Source organism: Streptomyces sp. NPDC043685 (assembly GCF_056436585.1).
The window spans coordinates 1-15,644 of sequence record NZ_JBWKCH010000009.1; the positions used below are offsets into that span (position 1 = coordinate 1).

Annotated in this window: 14 protein-coding genes; 3 read left to right on the forward strand and 11 right to left on the reverse strand. The window is 71.7% G+C overall.

The genetic code is table 11. The features are described 5' to 3' along the window. Nucleotides 1-105: 105 nt before the first annotated feature. Genes AC0665_RS27535 through AC0665_RS27550 form a run of 4 tightly spaced genes read right to left on the reverse strand, consistent with a single transcriptional unit; the run spans nt 106 to nt 3,744 of the window. Nucleotides 106-777 (reverse strand): response regulator, encoded by a 672-nt coding sequence (locus AC0665_RS27535; RefSeq protein WP_468412120.1) that lies wholly within the window; start codon nt 775-777, stop codon nt 106-108. Next, nucleotides 774-2,024 carry a sensor histidine kinase gene (locus tag AC0665_RS27540; RefSeq protein WP_478705977.1) on the reverse strand — a complete coding sequence of 417 codons (1,251 nt, stop codon included), beginning with the start codon at nt 2,022-2,024 and terminating at the stop codon, nt 774-776. The genes AC0665_RS27535 and AC0665_RS27540 overlap by 4 nt, the downstream gene beginning before the upstream one ends. Nucleotides 2,025-2,047: 23 nt before the next feature. After that, nucleotides 2,048-2,827 (reverse strand): ABC transporter permease, encoded by a 780-nt coding sequence (locus tag AC0665_RS27545; RefSeq protein WP_478705978.1) that lies wholly within the window; start codon nt 2,825-2,827, stop codon nt 2,048-2,050. Further along, nucleotides 2,824-3,744, reverse strand: a complete 921-nt coding sequence (locus AC0665_RS27550) for an ABC transporter ATP-binding protein (RefSeq protein ID WP_478607450.1) — start codon at nt 3,742-3,744, stop codon at nt 2,824-2,826. The genes AC0665_RS27545 and AC0665_RS27550 overlap by 4 nt, the downstream gene beginning before the upstream one ends. 92 nt (nt 3,745-3,836) lie before the next feature. On the opposite strand from AC0665_RS27550, the gene AC0665_RS27555 reads away from it, so the two are divergent. Next, the gene (locus AC0665_RS27555) at nt 3,837-4,379 is read left to right on the forward strand and encodes a GNAT family N-acetyltransferase (protein ID WP_478705979.1); all 543 of its coding nucleotides are present in this window, start codon (nt 3,837-3,839) and stop codon (nt 4,377-4,379) included. A 6-nt stretch (nt 4,380-4,385) separates the two neighbouring features. Here the strand turns inward: AC0665_RS27555 and AC0665_RS27560 are convergent, their stop codons facing one another. The 7 genes from AC0665_RS27560 to AC0665_RS27590 all read right to left on the reverse strand — a co-directional run bounded on the left by AC0665_RS27560 (nt 4,386) and on the right by AC0665_RS27590 (nt 13,319). Next, on the reverse strand, nt 4,386-5,900 hold the full coding sequence (locus AC0665_RS27560; RefSeq protein WP_478705980.1) for a type IV secretory system conjugative DNA transfer family protein: 1,515 nt from the start codon (nt 5,898-5,900) through the stop codon (nt 4,386-4,388). A 16-nt stretch (nt 5,901-5,916) separates the two neighbouring features. Beyond that, complete coding sequence (locus AC0665_RS27565; protein WP_468412108.1) at nt 5,917-7,326, reverse strand: ATP-binding protein; 1,410 nt, start codon at nt 7,324-7,326, stop codon at nt 5,917-5,919. 6 nt (nt 7,327-7,332) lie between these two features. Beyond that, complete coding sequence (locus AC0665_RS27570; RefSeq protein WP_468412107.1) at nt 7,333-8,889, reverse strand: SCO6880 family protein; 1,557 nt, start codon at nt 8,887-8,889, stop codon at nt 7,333-7,335. Continuing rightward, the gene (locus tag AC0665_RS27575) at nt 8,886-10,211 is read right to left on the reverse strand and encodes a hypothetical protein (RefSeq protein ID WP_478509671.1); all 1,326 of its coding nucleotides are present in this window, start codon (nt 10,209-10,211) and stop codon (nt 8,886-8,888) included. The genes AC0665_RS27570 and AC0665_RS27575 overlap by 4 nt, the downstream gene beginning before the upstream one ends. Next, nucleotides 10,201-11,025, reverse strand: coding sequence for a DUF8175 domain-containg protein (locus AC0665_RS27580; RefSeq protein WP_478509670.1), 825 nt, complete (start codon nt 11,023-11,025; stop codon nt 10,201-10,203). Before AC0665_RS27580 ends, AC0665_RS27575 begins: the two co-directional genes overlap by 11 nt. A 215-nt stretch (nt 11,026-11,240) precedes the next feature. Next, nucleotides 11,241-11,549 carry a hypothetical protein gene (locus tag AC0665_RS27585; RefSeq protein ID WP_003991275.1) on the reverse strand — a complete coding sequence of 103 codons (309 nt, stop codon included), beginning with the start codon at nt 11,547-11,549 and terminating at the stop codon, nt 11,241-11,243. Between the two features lie 477 nt (nt 11,550-12,026). Continuing rightward, the gene (locus AC0665_RS27590; RefSeq protein WP_478607455.1) at nt 12,027-13,319 is read right to left on the reverse strand and encodes a S53 family peptidase; all 1,293 of its coding nucleotides are present in this window, start codon (nt 13,317-13,319) and stop codon (nt 12,027-12,029) included. Between the two features lie 364 nt (nt 13,320-13,683). On the opposite strand from AC0665_RS27590, the gene AC0665_RS27595 reads away from it, so the two are divergent. Continuing rightward, nucleotides 13,684-14,409 carry a trypsin-like serine peptidase gene (locus AC0665_RS27595; protein WP_478607457.1) on the forward strand — a complete coding sequence of 242 codons (726 nt, stop codon included), beginning with the start codon at nt 13,684-13,686 and terminating at the stop codon, nt 14,407-14,409. A 164-nt stretch (nt 14,410-14,573) separates the two neighbouring features. After that, nucleotides 14,574-15,581 carry a C40 family peptidase gene (locus AC0665_RS27600; RefSeq protein ID WP_478706116.1) on the forward strand — a complete coding sequence of 336 codons (1,008 nt, stop codon included), beginning with the start codon at nt 14,574-14,576 and terminating at the stop codon, nt 15,579-15,581. The last annotated feature ends 63 nt before the right edge of the window (nt 15,582-15,644 follow it).

The window sequence follows — 15,644 nt, forward strand, 5'->3', positions numbered from 1 at the left end:
TACTGCAGGGGGGACCCTGTGGGAGAGTAGGACGCCGCCGAACAATTTTTATAGAAAGCCCCCGCATCTTCGGATGCGGGGGCTTTCTGCGTTTCCGGACCCTTTTTACGACGGCTGAACCAGCTTTGTGTCATAGGCCAGGATGACCGCCTGGATGCGGTCCCGGGACCCCGTCTTCGCCAGGATGCGGCCCACATGGGTCTTCACCGTCGACTCGGCCAGATGGAGCCGCGTGGCTATCTCCGTGTTCGTCCAGCCCCGGCCGATGACCGTCAGGATCTCGCGTTCCCGGTCGGTGAGGGACGCCAGGCGGGGATCCTCCTCCGTGCCGTTCTCCGCGCCGGGGCCGGTGGGCAGGTGGTGGACGTAGGCGTCGAGGAGGCGGCGGGTCAGGCTGGGGGCGACCACCGCGTCGCCCGTGGCGACCGCGCGGATGCCGGCGAGGAGTTCCTCGGGCTGGGCGTCCTTGACGAGGAAGCCGGAGGCGCCCGCGCGGAGGCCGGCGTAGGCGTACTCGTCCAGGTCGAACGTGGTGACGATCAGGATGCGGGTGCGGTCGCCGGCGGCGGTGATGCGGCGGGTCGCCTCGATGCCGTCGAGGCCGGGCATGCGGATGTCCATGAGGACGACATCGGGGTGGAGCTCGGCCGCCATGCGGACCGCTTCGCTGCCGTTCGCCGCCTCGCCCACGACCGTCATGTCGTCCTGGCTCTCCAGCAGCATGCGGGAGCCGAAGCGTTGCAGTGGCTGGTCGTCGGCGATGAGGACCGTGGTCACTGGGGGGATTCCTCCGGGAGATGTAGGCGGACACGCCAGCCCTGCTCCGGGTGGGGGCGGGGGCCGGCCTCAAGTGTGCCGCCGTACAAGGCGGTTCGCTCGCGCATTCCGGGTAGTCCGCGGCCGTCCCGGGAGGTTCCGCCGGGAGGGCCGCCCGGACGCGTGCCGGTGTCCGTGATCGTGACGGTGACGGCTCCCTTCTCCTCGTAGGAGAGGGATATCTCCGCTGTGGCGTCGGGGCCGGCGTGTTTGAGGGTGTTGGTGAGGGCTTCCTGGACGACCCGGTAGACCGTGAGCTGGCGGCCCGGGGGGAGGGCCGGGCTGCCGTGGGTGGTGATGCCGACGGGGAGGCCGGCGGAGCGCACCCCGTCGAGGAGCCGGTCGAGGTCGGTGAGGCCGGGCTGGGGGGTCAGGTCGGCGCGGGGCTTGTCCTCCTCGCGCAGCACGTCGAGGAGACGGCGGAGTTCGGTGAGGGCCTGGCGGCTGGTGGTCGCGATGGCGTCGAGGGCCTGGGCGGCCCGTTCGGGCGACTTGGCGGCGGCGTACCGGCCGCCGTCGGCGAGGCCGGTGATGACGGAGAGGTTGTGGCCGATGATGTCGTGCATCTCGCGGGCGATGCGGGCGCGTTCGGCGGCGGTGGCGAGCTGGGCCTGCTGATCGCGTTCGGTCTCCAGGCGGCGGGCCCTGTCCTCCAGGGCCGCCGTGTAACCGCGGCGGGTGCGGACCGTGATGCCGATGAGGGCCGCCACCGCGGTGGACATCAGGTGTGATCCGATCTGCTGGTCCCAGCTGCCCTCCCCGTGGCGCAGGGCCGAGACGAGGACCGGGGTCATCACCAGGGCCGTCGCCCACCACAGGCTGCGCAGGGGGCGGCGCAGCGCCAGGTGGTAGACGAGGACCAGCTGGAGCAGGGCCGCCTGGAGGGCGGCGCCGGTCCATGCGTCGACGAGGGTGAACGGGACCATGGCGGCGAGGGCCGCCGCGGGGTGGGTGCGGCGCCACAGGAGCGGGACCGAGAGGCCGAGGCTCAGGGTGAGGAGCAGCCAGCCGGGGAGGACGAGCTGGTGGGCGTTGTGGCGCCAGCCGCCGCCGGCGTAGTCGATCAGGGCCGCGGTCACCCAGAAGCCGGTGAAGTGCAGGTCCCACAGCAGGGGGTGGCGCCGGTCGAAGGCGCGCACCTTGTGGGTGAGGCGCTGGGCGTATTCGGTGAGGGGCTCCGGCGCCCGGTCTCGCGTCACGGGGTCCATCGTGAGGGATCCGGTGCCGGGCGTCATACGTCTCGGCGGCGCAGGACCAGGGCCGCCAGTGCGAGGGTCGTCGCGGTCCACAGGAGCATGGCAGACAGGGCCGCTCCCGGGGAGGTGGCTCCGGGCAGGGGCTGGGCCGTGGTGAGGGCTTCCAGGGCCCTGCCGGGGAAGTGGCGGACGGCGTCGTCGACCAGGGCGTACGGGAGCATGGCCAGGATCTCCGGGAGGATCATGACGAGGCCGATGAAGGCGCCGATGGCGGTGGGGACCGAGCGGAGCAGGGCGCCGAGGGCCAGGGCCAGGACGGCGAGGAGGGTGAGGCCGGCCGCGTTGCCCGCGAGGGCGCGCAGGACGCCCGGGTCGCCGAGGGAGGCGGACTGGTCGGTGCCGGAGAGGAAGAGCTGGGCCAGGGGGAAGGTCAGGAGGTTCGTCGCCAGGGTGAGGGGCAGGGCGACCGCGGCCAGGACGGCGGCCTTGGACCACAGCACGGGCAGGCGGCGCGGGACGGCGGTCATGGTGGCGCGGATCTGGCCGGTGGAGTACTCGCCGGCCGTGGCCAGGATGCCGAGCACCCCGAGGTTGATCTGGGCGAACTGGGTGCCGAGGAGGACGAAGACGACCGTGTCCAGGCCGCCTTCGCCCGTGCCGTCGTAGGCGGCGCCCAGGCCCGCGCCCATGGCGGTGGTGAGGGCGCTGGTGACGACGAGGGTGATCCAGGTGGAGCGCAGGGTCCAGAACTTGTGCCACTCGGAGCGCAGGACGCGGGCCGGGGTCACGCGGTGGGGGAGGGGCGCCGTGGTCATGCCGCTGCTCCTTGCGGGGTCGCCGGGTACTCCACCGCGTCGCGGGTGAGGTCCATGAAGGCCTCCTCCAGGGAGGTGGCACAGGGGGTCAGTTCGTAGAGGGGGATGGCGTGGGCGGCTGCCGTGCGGCCGATGTGTTCGGCGTCGGTGCCGCGGATGTGGAGGGTGCCGGGGGTGTCGGTGGTGATGTCGACGCCGGGGGCGGTGAGGAGGCGTACGAGGGCCGGGGCCTGCGGGGTGACGACCTTGGTGGTGCCCGCGCCGGAGTGGTGGACGAAGTCGGTGACCGTGGTGTCGGCGAGGAGGCGGCCGCGGCCGATGATGACCAGGTGCTCGGCGGTGAGGGCCATTTCGCTCATCAGGTGGGAGGAGACGAGGACCGTGCGGCCTTCCGCCGCGAGGGACTTGAGGAGGGTGCGGATCCACAGGACGCCCTCCGGGTCGAGGCCGTTTACCGGTTCGTCGAGGATCAGCACGGCCGGGTCGCCGAGGAGGGCCGCGGCGATGCCGAGGCGCTGTCCCATGCCGAGGGAGAAGCCCTTGACGCGGCGGTGGGCCACGCCGGTCAGGCCGGTGAGGCCGAGGACGTGCTCGACGCGGGAGCGGGGGATGCCGTGGGTGAGGGCGAGGGCGCGCAGGTGGTGGTAGGCGGTGCGGCCGGGGTGCACCGAGCGGGCCTCCAGCAGCGCGCCGACCTCGGTGAGGGGTGCGGGGTGGGCGGCGTAGGAGCGGCCGCCGACGGTGGCGTGGCCGCGGGTGGGGGCGTCGAGGCCCAGGAGCATGCGCATGGTCGTGGACTTGCCGGCGCCGTTCGGGCCGAGGAAGCCGGTGACCGTCCCCGGGCGGACGGTGAAGGACAGGTCCGTGACGACCGTCCGGTCGCCGTAGCGCTTGGTGAGTTCGTGTGCCGTCAGCATGCTTCGATGCTCGTGGGCGCGGGGGCCGCGGGCGTCGGACCGGCGGGGTAATCGGGGTGAGGGGCGTCGTACCCGGGTACTACCGTGGCCGCATGAGCTATGTGATCCGGTCCGTCTGTGCTGATGAGTGGCCTGCGGCGAAGGAGCTGCGGCTGGCGGCGCTGCGGGACCCGGTGGCGCACCTGGCGTTCCTGGAGACGTACGAGGAGGCCGCTGCCCGGCCGGACTCCTACTGGCGGGAGCGGACGGCCGGGGCCGCCGAGGGGGTGGAGGCGCGGCAGCAGATCATCGCCGCGGGGCCGGACGGGCGGTGGGTGGCGACGCTGACCGTGCTCGTGGAGGAGCCCGGGACGACCGACTGGGCCGGCTTCCCGGTGGAGCGGAAGCAGGGGCATGTGGTCGGGGTGTTCGTGCGGCCCGAGGAGCGGGGGAGCGGGCTGACCGAGGTGCTGTTCGACGCGGCCCTGGAGTGGGCGTGGGGGCGCGGTCTGGAGCGGGTGCGGCTCATCGTGCACGAGGAGAACGGGCGGGCGCAGCGGTTCTACCGGCGGGTGGGGTTCCTGCCGAGCGGGGTGACGGTGCCGTTGGGGGACGCGGGGGAGCGCGAGCTGGAGTTCGTCCTCGAGCGGGAGTGACGGCGCCTAGACGGGCAGTTCGTCGTGCGGCCAGCGGGCGCGGCCCTGTTCGCGGGACCGGAGCAGGGCCAGGGTCGGCATGCCCCGGTCCGCTCCGGTGGCCAGCAGCTCCGGGAGTTGGGGAAGCGGGGCCACGGCCGCGACGTCGTCCAGGACGAGCGTCATTGGTGGGTCGAGGCGACCGGCCGATGACCGTTCGGCCATGTGCCGGCCGCGCTCGACCACGCTCGAGACGAGGGCCGTCAGGAAGGGCATGGCGCCCGGGTGCGTCCTGGGGTCCTCGATGGATTCCCCCACCACGTAAAGCGTGCCCCCTTCGTGGACGAAGGAATCCAAGGCGAGGGCATCAGTTCGGTTGGGAGTGCAGGCTTCGCGGATGTTGACCGTGGACAGGGCAGCGAGGGCACGGGTGGTCAGCTGCTGGGCCATGTCGCGGCGTTCGGGGTGGGCCGTGAGGGCGCCTTCGAGTTCACCGGCGCTGCCGGGGGCGGCCTTGGGGCTGGTGCGCAGGATGCGTACGGCGTCCTGGATCTGGGTGCCCTGGGACCAGCGGTGGACGTGGCGGATGGTGCGGCCGTCGATGGCGGCGGCGTGCAGGTAGCTGCGCAGGAGTGTGGCCGCCGTGTCGGTGAGGGCCTGGTCGAGTTTGGCGGTGGGGCGTACGGGGGTGAGGAGGGCGGTGGCTCTGGCGGCCGCCGTGTCCTTGTCCTCGCAGCCGGCCGTGGGGGACCAGTGGAGGCGGGCCGGGGTGTCGCAGAGGTGGGCGGGGTCGTAGAGGTGGGTGGGGCCCAGTTTGGCTCGGGCGTCCTTGGTGTCCTGCCACAGGAGCGGGTTCGACGTGACGACGAGGGCGGGGCCCTCCGCGTCGCGCACGGCTTGGGCGGCGGTCGTGCGGCGGGTTTCCCTGGGGGCCACGAGGATCTTCTCCCGGGTGCCCGGCCGTTCCTGGCCGAACAGGGGCACCGGGGGTGTGGTGGGGGCGGTCGCTGACGCAGCCGGACCGGTTGCCGTCCGGGGCGGGTGCGAGCGGGGTGTCGGCACCTCGTGTCGCGCCGTCGTGGGGCCGGGGCCCTGTGGCGGTGCGGGGGTCTCGTGCACGGCCGCCGCCGTCGGAGCCGGCTGGTCCTGCGCGGTCAGGATCCTCTCCTGACGCCGTCGCGCCCGGACCGCGCGCCATCGGGCCAGGGTGCCCATGACGAACACCGTCAGGACGACCAGGATCATCAGCTGGCCGATGAACAGGCCCCAGAACAGGCCGTAGCCGGAGAGCTCGCCGGGGGGTGTGTCGGGCCAGGCGCCGGGGACGTCGTGGGGCTGGGCGATGAGGCCGCGCATGGCCAGTGGCGTCCGGGCGAAGGTGACGCCGGACGGCCAGTGACCGTGGGCGAACACGGCGGACAGGCCCGTGGCCGTCCACACCAGCACGGTCATGCCGAGGAGGAACGCGAGTATGCCGACCAGCAGGCCGTCCGGGATGCCTCCCTGGGGGCCGCGCTGGGTGGGGCGGTCGTCCGGTCTCACGCGTGCTCCCCTGTGCCTACGCCACCGTCGATTCGGAGTCGCCCAGGTGGTGCTCCACGAAGGCCGCGGCCCGTTCCTCCGCCTCGAGTTCGGCGGCGTGCAGGGCGTCGTCCGCGAGGTCGGCGGAGGACTGGGTCATCGCGCGGTCGGTGAAGACCAGGGGGCGTTCGGTCTCCGTGACCAGGTGTTTGACGACCTGGACGTTGCCGTTGACGTCCCAGACGGCGATGCCGGGGGTGAGCGTCGGGATGATCTCCACCGCCCACCTGGGCAGCCCCAGCACCCGTCCCGTCGCTCTGGCCTCGTCGGCCTTCTGGGCGTAGATCGTCCTGGTCGACGCCATCTTCAGGATCGCGGCGGCCTCCTTGGCCGCAGCGCCGTCGACGACGTCGGAGAGGTGGTGGACCACCGCCACGAACGACAGGCCCAGGCGTCGGCCGAACTTCAGCAGGCGCTGGAAGAGCTGCGCGACGAAGGGGCTGTTGATGATGTGCCAGGCCTCCTCGACCAGGAAGATGCGCTTCTTCCGGTCGGGGCGGATCCAGGTGTGCTCCAGCCACACGCCGACGATCGCCATGAGGATGGGCATGGCGATGGAGTTGCGGTCGATGTGGGACAGGTCGAAGACGATGAGCGGGGCGTCCAGGTCGATGCCGACCGTGGTGGGGCCGTCGAACATGCCGCGCAGGTCGCCGTCGACCAGGCGGTCCAGGACCAGGGCGACGTCGAGGCCCCAGGCGCGCACGTCGTCTATGGCGACGTTCATCGCCTCGGCCGACTCGGGCTCGGGGTGGCGCAGTTGCTCGACGATGTCGGTCAGGACCGGCTGGCGGTCGGTGATCGTCGCGTTGACGTAGGCGTGGGCGACCTTGAGGGCGAAGCCGGAGCGCTCGTCCAGGCCGTGGCCCATGGCGACCTCGATGATCGTGCGGAGCAGCGCGAGCTGGCCCGTCGTGGTGATCGCGGGGTCGAGCGGGTTGAGGCGGATCCCCATGTCCAGGGCCGCCATCGGGTCCAGGCGGATGGGAGTTATGCCCAGCTCCTGCGCGATGAGGTTCCACTCGCCGACGCCGTCCTCGCCCTGGGCGTCCAGGACGACGACCTGGCGGTCCTTGAAGCGGAGCTGGCGCAGCACGTACGTCTTCTCCAGCGCCGACTTGCCGTTGCCGGACTCCCCGAGGACCAGCCAGTGGGGGGCCGGGAGCTGCTGGCCGTAGAGCTGGAAGGGGTCGTAGATGTAGCCCTTGCCGGAGTAAACCTCGCGGCCGATGATGACGCCCGAGTCGCCGAGGCCGGGGGCGGCGGTCGGGAGGTAGACGGCCTGGGCCTGGCCCGTGGACGTGCGCACCGGGAGCCGGGTCGTCTCGACCTTCCCGAAGAGGAAGGACGTGAAGGCCTCGGTGAGGACGGACAGCGGATCCCGCATCAGGTCCTACCTCCGGATGCCGGTGGCGAAGGGAAGGGTGTTCACGAAGGCGCGGTGGTGCTCGCGGTCGCACCATTCGAGCTTGAGGTACGACTTTCCGGCCGAGGCCCTTATCGTGCGCTTGTCGCGGGCGAGGGCTTCGGGGGAGCGGGAGCTGACGGTGATGTAGCCGACGAGGTTGACGCCGGCGGCGCCGCTGGCGAGGTCCTCGCCGCGCTGGTCGAGCCGGGAGTGGGCGGCCACGTCACGGGGGTCGACCGTGCGGTTCATCTTGGCGGCGCGGGACGCCTCGGCCTCGTCGTTGGTCTTCTCGGTGAGCATGCGCTCGATGGCGACCTCGGTGGGTTCGAGGTCCATGGTGACGGCGACCGTGCGGATGACGTCCGGGGTGTGGACGAGCAGCGGGGCGAGGAAGTTGACGCCGACGGGGGTCATCGGCCACTCCTTCACCCAGGCGGTGGCGTGGCACCAGGGGGCCCGGGTGGAGGACTCGCGGGTCTTGGCCTGGAGGTAGGTGGGCTCCATGGCGTCCAGCTCGGCCGGCCAGGCGTTGCGCTTGGTCATCGCCTGGATGTGGTCGATGGGGTGGTCCGGGTCGTACATGGAGTGGATCAGCGAGGACAGCCGGCTCTGGCCGAGGGGCTGGCGTACGCGGATGTCGGCCTCCTGGAGGCGCGAGCAGATGTCGGTGAGCTCGCGGGCCATGACGACGGCGAGTCCGGCGTCGCGGTCGACCTTGCCGCCGTGGGCGCGGGCGGCGCGGGCCATGGCGTTGGCCTCGGCGGCGAGGTCGCGGGTGTAGTGCATGCACGCGACGAGGTAGGCGCGGTGCTGCTCGCTGCTGGTGGACACCATCGACTGGAGCTGGTCGTAGGACTCCTGGAGCCACGGCAGGGCCTTGTCGTCGCCGCGGACGGCGACGTCCTTGGCGTGGGCGTCCGGGTCCGCCGGGAGGGTGCGGGCCAGCATCTGGAGCCGGGTGACGAAGCCGTCGCCGTTGGCCACGTGCTTGAGCAGCGTGCCGAAGCGGTCGACCAGGGCCTCCTGGTCCTCGCTGTCGCGCAGGCCGACGCCCGGGCCCTCGATCTCGATGGCGGCGGTGACGGTCTTGCGGTCGGCGTGCAGGAGCACGGCGATCTCGTCGGGTCCGAAGGGGGCGGCCAGCCAGGTGATGCGGCCGATGCCGGGGGGCGGGCCGATCTCCACCTCGCGGCCGTCCAGCCGGGTGCCGGCCTCGATGACGGCGGAGCGGTAGGCGGTGCCCCGCTTCAGGGTGCGCTTGTAGCTGCGGTTGATCTCGAACCACTTGTAGAAGGTGCGGTGCTTGTAGGGCACGTACACCGCGGCCAGCGCCAGCATCGGGAACCCGGCGAGCAGCACGATGCGCAGGGACAGCACCGGGACGAGGAGCCCGCACATCATGCCGAGGAACGCGCCCACGACGATCAGGGCGATCTCACCGGTCTCGCGGTTGCGGCCGATGATCGCGTTCGGCCGGGCGCGGCCGATCAGATATGTCCGGCGGGGCGTGACCGGATGGGACACGTGGGACTCGGTCGTCAACGCCCTTCACCTCCCGTGCGATTGGTACTGCTGTTGCGGGTGTTGCTGGCGTGGGGAGTGTTGACGGGACTGCTCGAACGGGGGGCGGGTGCGGCGGAGGGGACAGATCCGCCGCCGCCGTTCGAGGGACGCCCGCTGTGCGCGGCGACTCCGCCGGATGCGGGGTTGCTGGGGCGGGGGGCGGAGGACTGGCTGCCTCCGCCGTTGTGGTCGGCGCGGGTGCTGTGGGTCTTGATGCCCTGCGCGACCAGGGAGGCCGGGGAGCTGATGACCGCGGCGGCCTTGCTCTCGGCGCCCTGCATGAGGCGGTTGTTGCGGGAGCCGGCGATCTCGTCGCCGAAGCCGGGGACGAAGCGGTAGATCATCGCGCTGGCGAAGATGGCGAGCAGGATGATGGCGAGGCCGGAGACGACCGCGGAGAAGGCGTTGGGGCCGTCGTCGGCGGAGAGCGCGCCGGCCAGGCCGAGGACGATGACGATGACCGGCTTGATGAGGATGACCGCGATCATGATGCCGGCCCAGCGGCGGACGTGGCCCCACAGGTTCTTGTCGACGAGACCGGCGTAGACGACGGTGCCGAGGAGGGCGCCGACGTAGAGGAGCGCGGCCCTGATGACGAGCTCCAGCCAGAGGACGCCGGCGGCGAGGATGCTGACCAGGGAGACCACGATCAGCATGATCGGGCCGCCGCCGATGTCCTCGCCCTTCTTGAGGGCCTCGGAGAAGGTGCCGAAGAAGGCGTCGGTCTGGTCGCCGGTGGCTTTGGCGAGGACCTCGGTGACGCCGTCGGTCGCCGATACGACGGTGTAGAGGATCAGCGGGGTGAAGGCGGAGGCGAGGACGGTCAGCCAGAGGAAGCCGATGGCCTCCGACAGGGCGGTGGTCAGGGGTACGCCGCGCACGGCTCGCTTGGCGACGGCGAGCAGCCAGAGCAGGAGCGTGAGGATCGTCGACGCGGCGAAGACGACGGCGTACTGCTGGAGGAACTTGGGGTTGGTGAAGTCGACGTTGGCGGTCTCCTTCACGGCGTCGCTGAGCTTGTCGACGGTCCAGGAGGCGGCGTCGGCGCAGCCCTTGGCCAGGGAGGAGAGGGGGTCGAGGGTGGAGGTGGGGTCGAGCCGCGAGGTGCCGCCGCCTCCGCCACTGCCGGTGTCGCCCTCACAGATCTCCCGGGCCTCGCCCCTGAGGAGGTCGCAGGCGCTGTTGCTGGGTGTGGGGGACGGAGTGGGGGCGGCGAAGGCGCGAGTGGCCAGCAGGACGGTGGCCGTCTGCACCGCCGCGACCGCGGCGCCGAGTGTGAGTACGCGATGCCTACCGGGCATAGGTGAACCCTCCGTACTCCTCGACGGCCTTGCTCATGTCCTCCGCGGTGGAGGCTCTCTGGTCGCGCCCGACCGGGACCGGGCCGTCCTTCTGGGTGGAGTCGGTGACCTTCCAGTCACCGTCGACCCACTTCAGCTGGTAGGTCGTGGTGTACCAACTCTCGGTCACGGGGTTTTTGGAGCCCTCGCCCGAGAGGCCGAAGAGGGACGTGTACCAGAGGGCGACCGAGGCCGTGGTGTCGTTGTAGGAGGTGACCTTGGTGCCGACCGGGACGACGCGTGAGACGAACGTCTGGCCGCTCGGCGCGGTGCCGTCCTTGTTGAGGCCGATCTTCTCGAGGAAGCTCTCCTGCGAGTACACCTGGTCGAACGCGGGCAGTTGGGTGGCGGCGACATCGGGGGCGTACACGGTGTTGACGATCGCGTGTCGCTTGTCGAGGTCGTACATGTCGGCCGACCCGAGGGCTACTCCGTAATTGGTGGCCGCGGACTGGGCGCCCTGCTCCGAATGGGCGTAGCCCGTGGCGATGTCGCCGGTCTTCGACTTCACCGGCTGCTTCCCCGTGGGCGCTGTCGCCGAGCTCTCGGCCTTGTCCCCGCCCGAGCCGCCGGTCTCGGTGTCACCACCCCCCCGGTTCGCGAAGGCGATCGCTGCGATCAGGAGGACCACCACGCCCACCACCGTGACCAGGCTGCGGGACGAGCCGCGGCGGCGGGGCTCGCCGAAGGCGTCGCCGGACTCGGGCAGGCGGGTGCGGGTCTGGCCCGTGCCCGCGTAGCCACCGGAGGACTCGTGGTCGTCACCCAGACTCATGCCGCGTACGCCCCCTCGACGTCGTGCGGAAACACTTCGTACCGGTCGTACTTCTCATACTCCTCGTACGACGGTAGCCGTGCTGGTTCCCGCGCGGGCGCGGTGTGGTGACTCGACATCAGGGAAACGCAACCTCAGCCGGTGGGCACGACGGGCGGGTGGGATGGAGCGGGAGAAGGAGCCGGGCGTGACCGGCCGGGCGGACGGTGCCCCGGCTACACGGCCATGCCGTACACGATGGTGAACAGCGTGCCGAGCGAGCCGATGATGAAGACGCCTGTCAGGCCCGCGATGATGAGGCCCTTGCCCTGCTCCGCGCTGAAGGTGTCGCGCAGTGCGGTGGCTCCGATGCGCTGCTTGGCGGCGCCCCAGATGGCGATGCCGAGGCACAGCAGGATGGCCACCGCCATCACGACCTCGATCATCACCTTCGCCTCGTTGCCCAGGCTGCCGAAGGGGCCCCAGTCCGGAGCGATCCCGCCGATGATGGTGTTGATGTCACCCTTGTCGGCCGCAAAGAGCATGTAAGTCACCGCCCCTGTTGGGTAGTTCGCATCCTCTGCGGTCATGCAGAGGTCAGGCCTCATTCTCGCCGACAATGACGCTGTCGTATGTCGACTTGGCGTCATTGATGGGCGGGTTCCGTACGAATACCTTGCCACCGATCCGCGCCGGGCCCTAGGGGAGGCGACGGGTGGTGTGCGAAGGATCGTATGGTCACTCTGTGTATCACGGCAGGTCACGCCGGGCAATGAGGCCTGAGCGGAACCTGGTGTGTGGTTCCGTCGTTGTGCCCTCTTGCGGCCTTTCTCACCTTTACCGGCTGTTTTCTGACGGCCGGTCGGGTGAGTGGTCGCCCCGGTGTTCCCCGGGTGAAGGCTACCTGGCAAGGCGAACGGGCCGCGGCTGGGTTGCCGCGGCCCGTTCGCCCTCGGCCGGTTCCGGGGCCCCACGGCCCCGGATGGCGGCGCTCGGTGACGTTCTGTCACGAGCGGGAGGTGTCAGCCGGTGAAGGCGACCAGCCCCTTCGGGGTGCCCAGACCGGTCGGGCCGTCGTAGCCCGTCCGGGCGGTGCAGAAGTAGGCGGTGGCGCAGCTTCCGTTGCTGCCGCTGGTGACGTCGTTCAGGGCGGTGGTGTTCGCGTAGGGGAACTTCGCCGGGTAGGAGCCGCTGGACGGGGTGCCCGCGAGGGCGTAGACGGCCGCGATGATCGGGGCGGAGGCGCTGGTGCCGCCGTAGGTGGCCCAGCCCTGGCCGTCGGCGCCGTAGGTGTCGTAGACGGAGACGCCGGTGGCCGGGTCGGCGACGGCCGAGACGTCGGCGATCATGCGCCGGGCGCAGCCGGTGTCGGTCTGCCAGGCGGGCTTGGTGTCGTAGGCGGAGCAGCCGGAGCCGGTGCCTTCGGTGCTGCTGGTCCGCCAGACGCTCTCGGTCCAGCCGCGGGTGGTGGAGGAGGAGGGGGTGAGGGCGGTGCCGCCGACGGACGTCACGTACCTGGAGGCCGCCGGGTACTCGGCGCCGTAGCCCGCGTCGCCCGCGCTGACGGTGATGGCGACGCCCGGGTGGTCGAAGTAGGCGGAGTCGTACGAGGCGTCGGAGGAGGACTCGCCGCCGCCGTAGCTGTTGGAGACGTACTTCGCGCCCAGGGCGACGGCCTCGTTGACGGCGGTGCCGAGGTTGGCCATGGACGCGGACTTGGCCTCGACCAGGGTGATGCGGCAGTTCGGGCAGACGGCGCTCGCCATGTCGAGGTCGAGGGAGATCTCGCCGGCCCAGCCGCTGTCGGGTGCGGGCAGGGCGGTGGTGGAGCCGGTCTGGCTCACCTTCTTGAAGCATCCGTTCGCGGTGGTGCAGGCGGGCAGGCCGTAGTGCGAGCGGTAGGCGGCGAGGTCGGACTCGGCATTGGGGTCGTCGTAGGCGTCGACGATGGCGATGGTCCGGCCGGAGCCGTTGCCGGTGGCGGCGGAGGTCAGGCCGTAGGCGCTGCGCAGGTCGGAGGGGCCGTAGCCGGACGGGGAGGTGGCCTCGGCGGCCTTGGCCGCTATGCCGTGCTGTCGCTGGAAGGCGGTGCGGCCGCCCGTGACGCGCAGGGCGTTGCAGGCCATCTCGTCGGTGTGGCGGGGCAGGGCGCAGGAGCGGGTCCAGGTCACCTGGGAGGAGGTGCTCGTGTCCGCGGCCTGGGCGTGGGCGGCGGTGGTGAGGCCGGTGAGCAGGAGTGCGGCGGCGGCGGTGGCGGCGGACGCCGTGCGGCGCCATCTGCGGCGGGGGGCGGGGGAGTCGGTGGGTGTGCGCAAGGTACAGCCTCCTGGCAGTGGTGGGGCAGAGGCCTGCGGGTGGGGGACCGCCGGTGTGATTCCCGGCGGGGGCGGCGACCCGCGACGACCCTCGCTTGTTGAGTACGTGACAACAAGACGGTGATCGGAATCCTGACTTCCGCCTTACCGAAGGGGGGCTGGCGCTTACCGATCGCTGACGGCTCGATGGCGGGGCGATGGGCGCGGCTTGACCCGGCCGCTCCCGTGCGGCCGGTGACCCGCTGACGGTCCGGCGGCTGTGGCGGGTGCCGGAGGAGCCGACGAGCCCACGCCTGTGGCCGGCCCGGGCCGGACGGGCCGGCGTCTGACGTTCCTCTCACCTTCGTCGGGCACAGTCGCTCCGGTGAAGCGCGTCCTGTCCATCGCCGTGGTCCTCGTCGCCCTCATCACCGCGTCCGCCGCGACCGCCGACGACGGGGCCGGGCCCTTCGGCGTGACCGTCACCGCGCGCACCCCCCGGGTCGGGGTGCTCGTCCCCGCCGACCGGGCGGCCCGCCTGCCCGGCGGGCACTTCTGCACGGCGTCCGTGGTCGGCTCGCCGCGCCGGGACCTGATCGTCACCGCGGCGCACTGCCTGGGCGGCGACGGCGGCCTGCTCTTCGTGCCGGGGTACCGCAACGGCCGCGCGCCGTACGGGGAGTGGCCGGTGCGGCGGCGCTACCTGCCCCGCGGGTGGGTCGAGGGACGGCACGAGGACAGCGACGTCGGCTTCGCCCGGCTCGCGCCGCGGGGCGGGGTGGAGGTCCAGGACGTCGTCGGCGGGAACCGGTTCACGACCGGTACGGCCACGGGGGCCACCGCGGTGACCGTCACCGGGTATCCCGACGCGCGCGAGACGCCCGTCAGCTGCACCGCCAAGCCCGCCGCGCACAGCCGCACCCAGCAGCGCATCGCCTGCCCCGGCTTCAGCGGGGGCACGAGCGGCAGCCCCTGGGTGAACGGGGACGGGCAGGTCGTCGGCGTCCTCGGCGGGCACGACCAGGGCGGGACGACCGCCGGGGTCTCCTACAGCGTGGTCCTCGGCGCGGAGGCACGGCGGCTGTACCGGGAAGCGGCCGGAGACACGTGACGCGCCGCGCCCCCGTGCGCCGGGCTGGTCCGCCGTGCCCGCACCGTGCCGCCCGTGCCGTGCCCCGTCCCACCGTCCGCCCCCGACTCTCCTGCCCGTGATCATTCCCGGGTGTGGCGGCCGCCTCTACACTGAGCGACGGACTCCTGGGCGACGAGGGGCGGTTGACGGTGCGTAAGGCGTGGATCGTGGCGGGTGTTGCGATCAGCTCCGCCCTGGCCTTCGTGATGCTGCTCGTCGTCGGTGTCTACCTCGTCGCCGGGAACCTGGTCAACGGCGAGGCCGGCGGGGCGAAATCACTGGCCAAGGGATCCGTGCCCGCCGCGTACGCGGCCACCGTGCAGAAGTGGGGCAATCTCTGCCCCGCCATCAGTCCGGCCCTGCTCGCCGCCCAGCTCTACCAGGAGAGCGGCTTCAACCCGAGGGCCCAGAGCCACGCCGCCGCGCAGGGGATAGCGCAGTTCATCCCCGGCACCTGGGCCAGCCACGGCATCGACGGCGACGGCGACGGCGACCGTGATGTGTGGGACCCGAAGGACGCGATCCCCTCGGCCGCCTCCTACGACTGCGAACTCGCGTCGTACGTGAAGAAGGTTGGCGGGAATCCGACCGAGAACATGCTGGCCGCCTACAACGCGGGCGCGTACGCGGTGATCAAGTACGGGGGCGTGCCGCCGTACAGCGAGACCCGGAACTACGTGAAGCGGATCACCACGCTCGCGGAGAGCTTCGCCGCGCCGGTCGGGCGGGTCGACCCCTCCGAGCAGGCCGCCGCCGCCATCGAGTACGCGCAGAAGAAGCTCGGCACGCCCTACCTCTGGGGCGGTACCGGCACCGCTGAGCAGGGCGGACGCTTCGACTGCTCGGGACTGACCCAGGCCGCCTACGCCACCGTGGGCATCAGGCTCCCGCGGGTGGCGAACGACCAGTACAACGCCGGTCCGCACCCCTCGCGGGACGAGCTGCTCCCCGGCGACCTCGTGTTCTTCTCGGACGACCTCACCAATTCGCGCGCCATCCGGCATGTCGGCATTTATGTCGGAGGTGGGTACATGATCGACGCGCCCCGGACCGGTGCCGTCATCCGATTCGACCCGATCGACACCCCTGACTACTTCGGAGCCACCCGCGTCACCGAAGATGGCGCGAAAGCACTGCCCACGACGGTGTGAACCGTGCGTGAACCCACCCCCTGAGCTGCGACAACGTATCTCTCTTCGATAACGTCTGCGTGA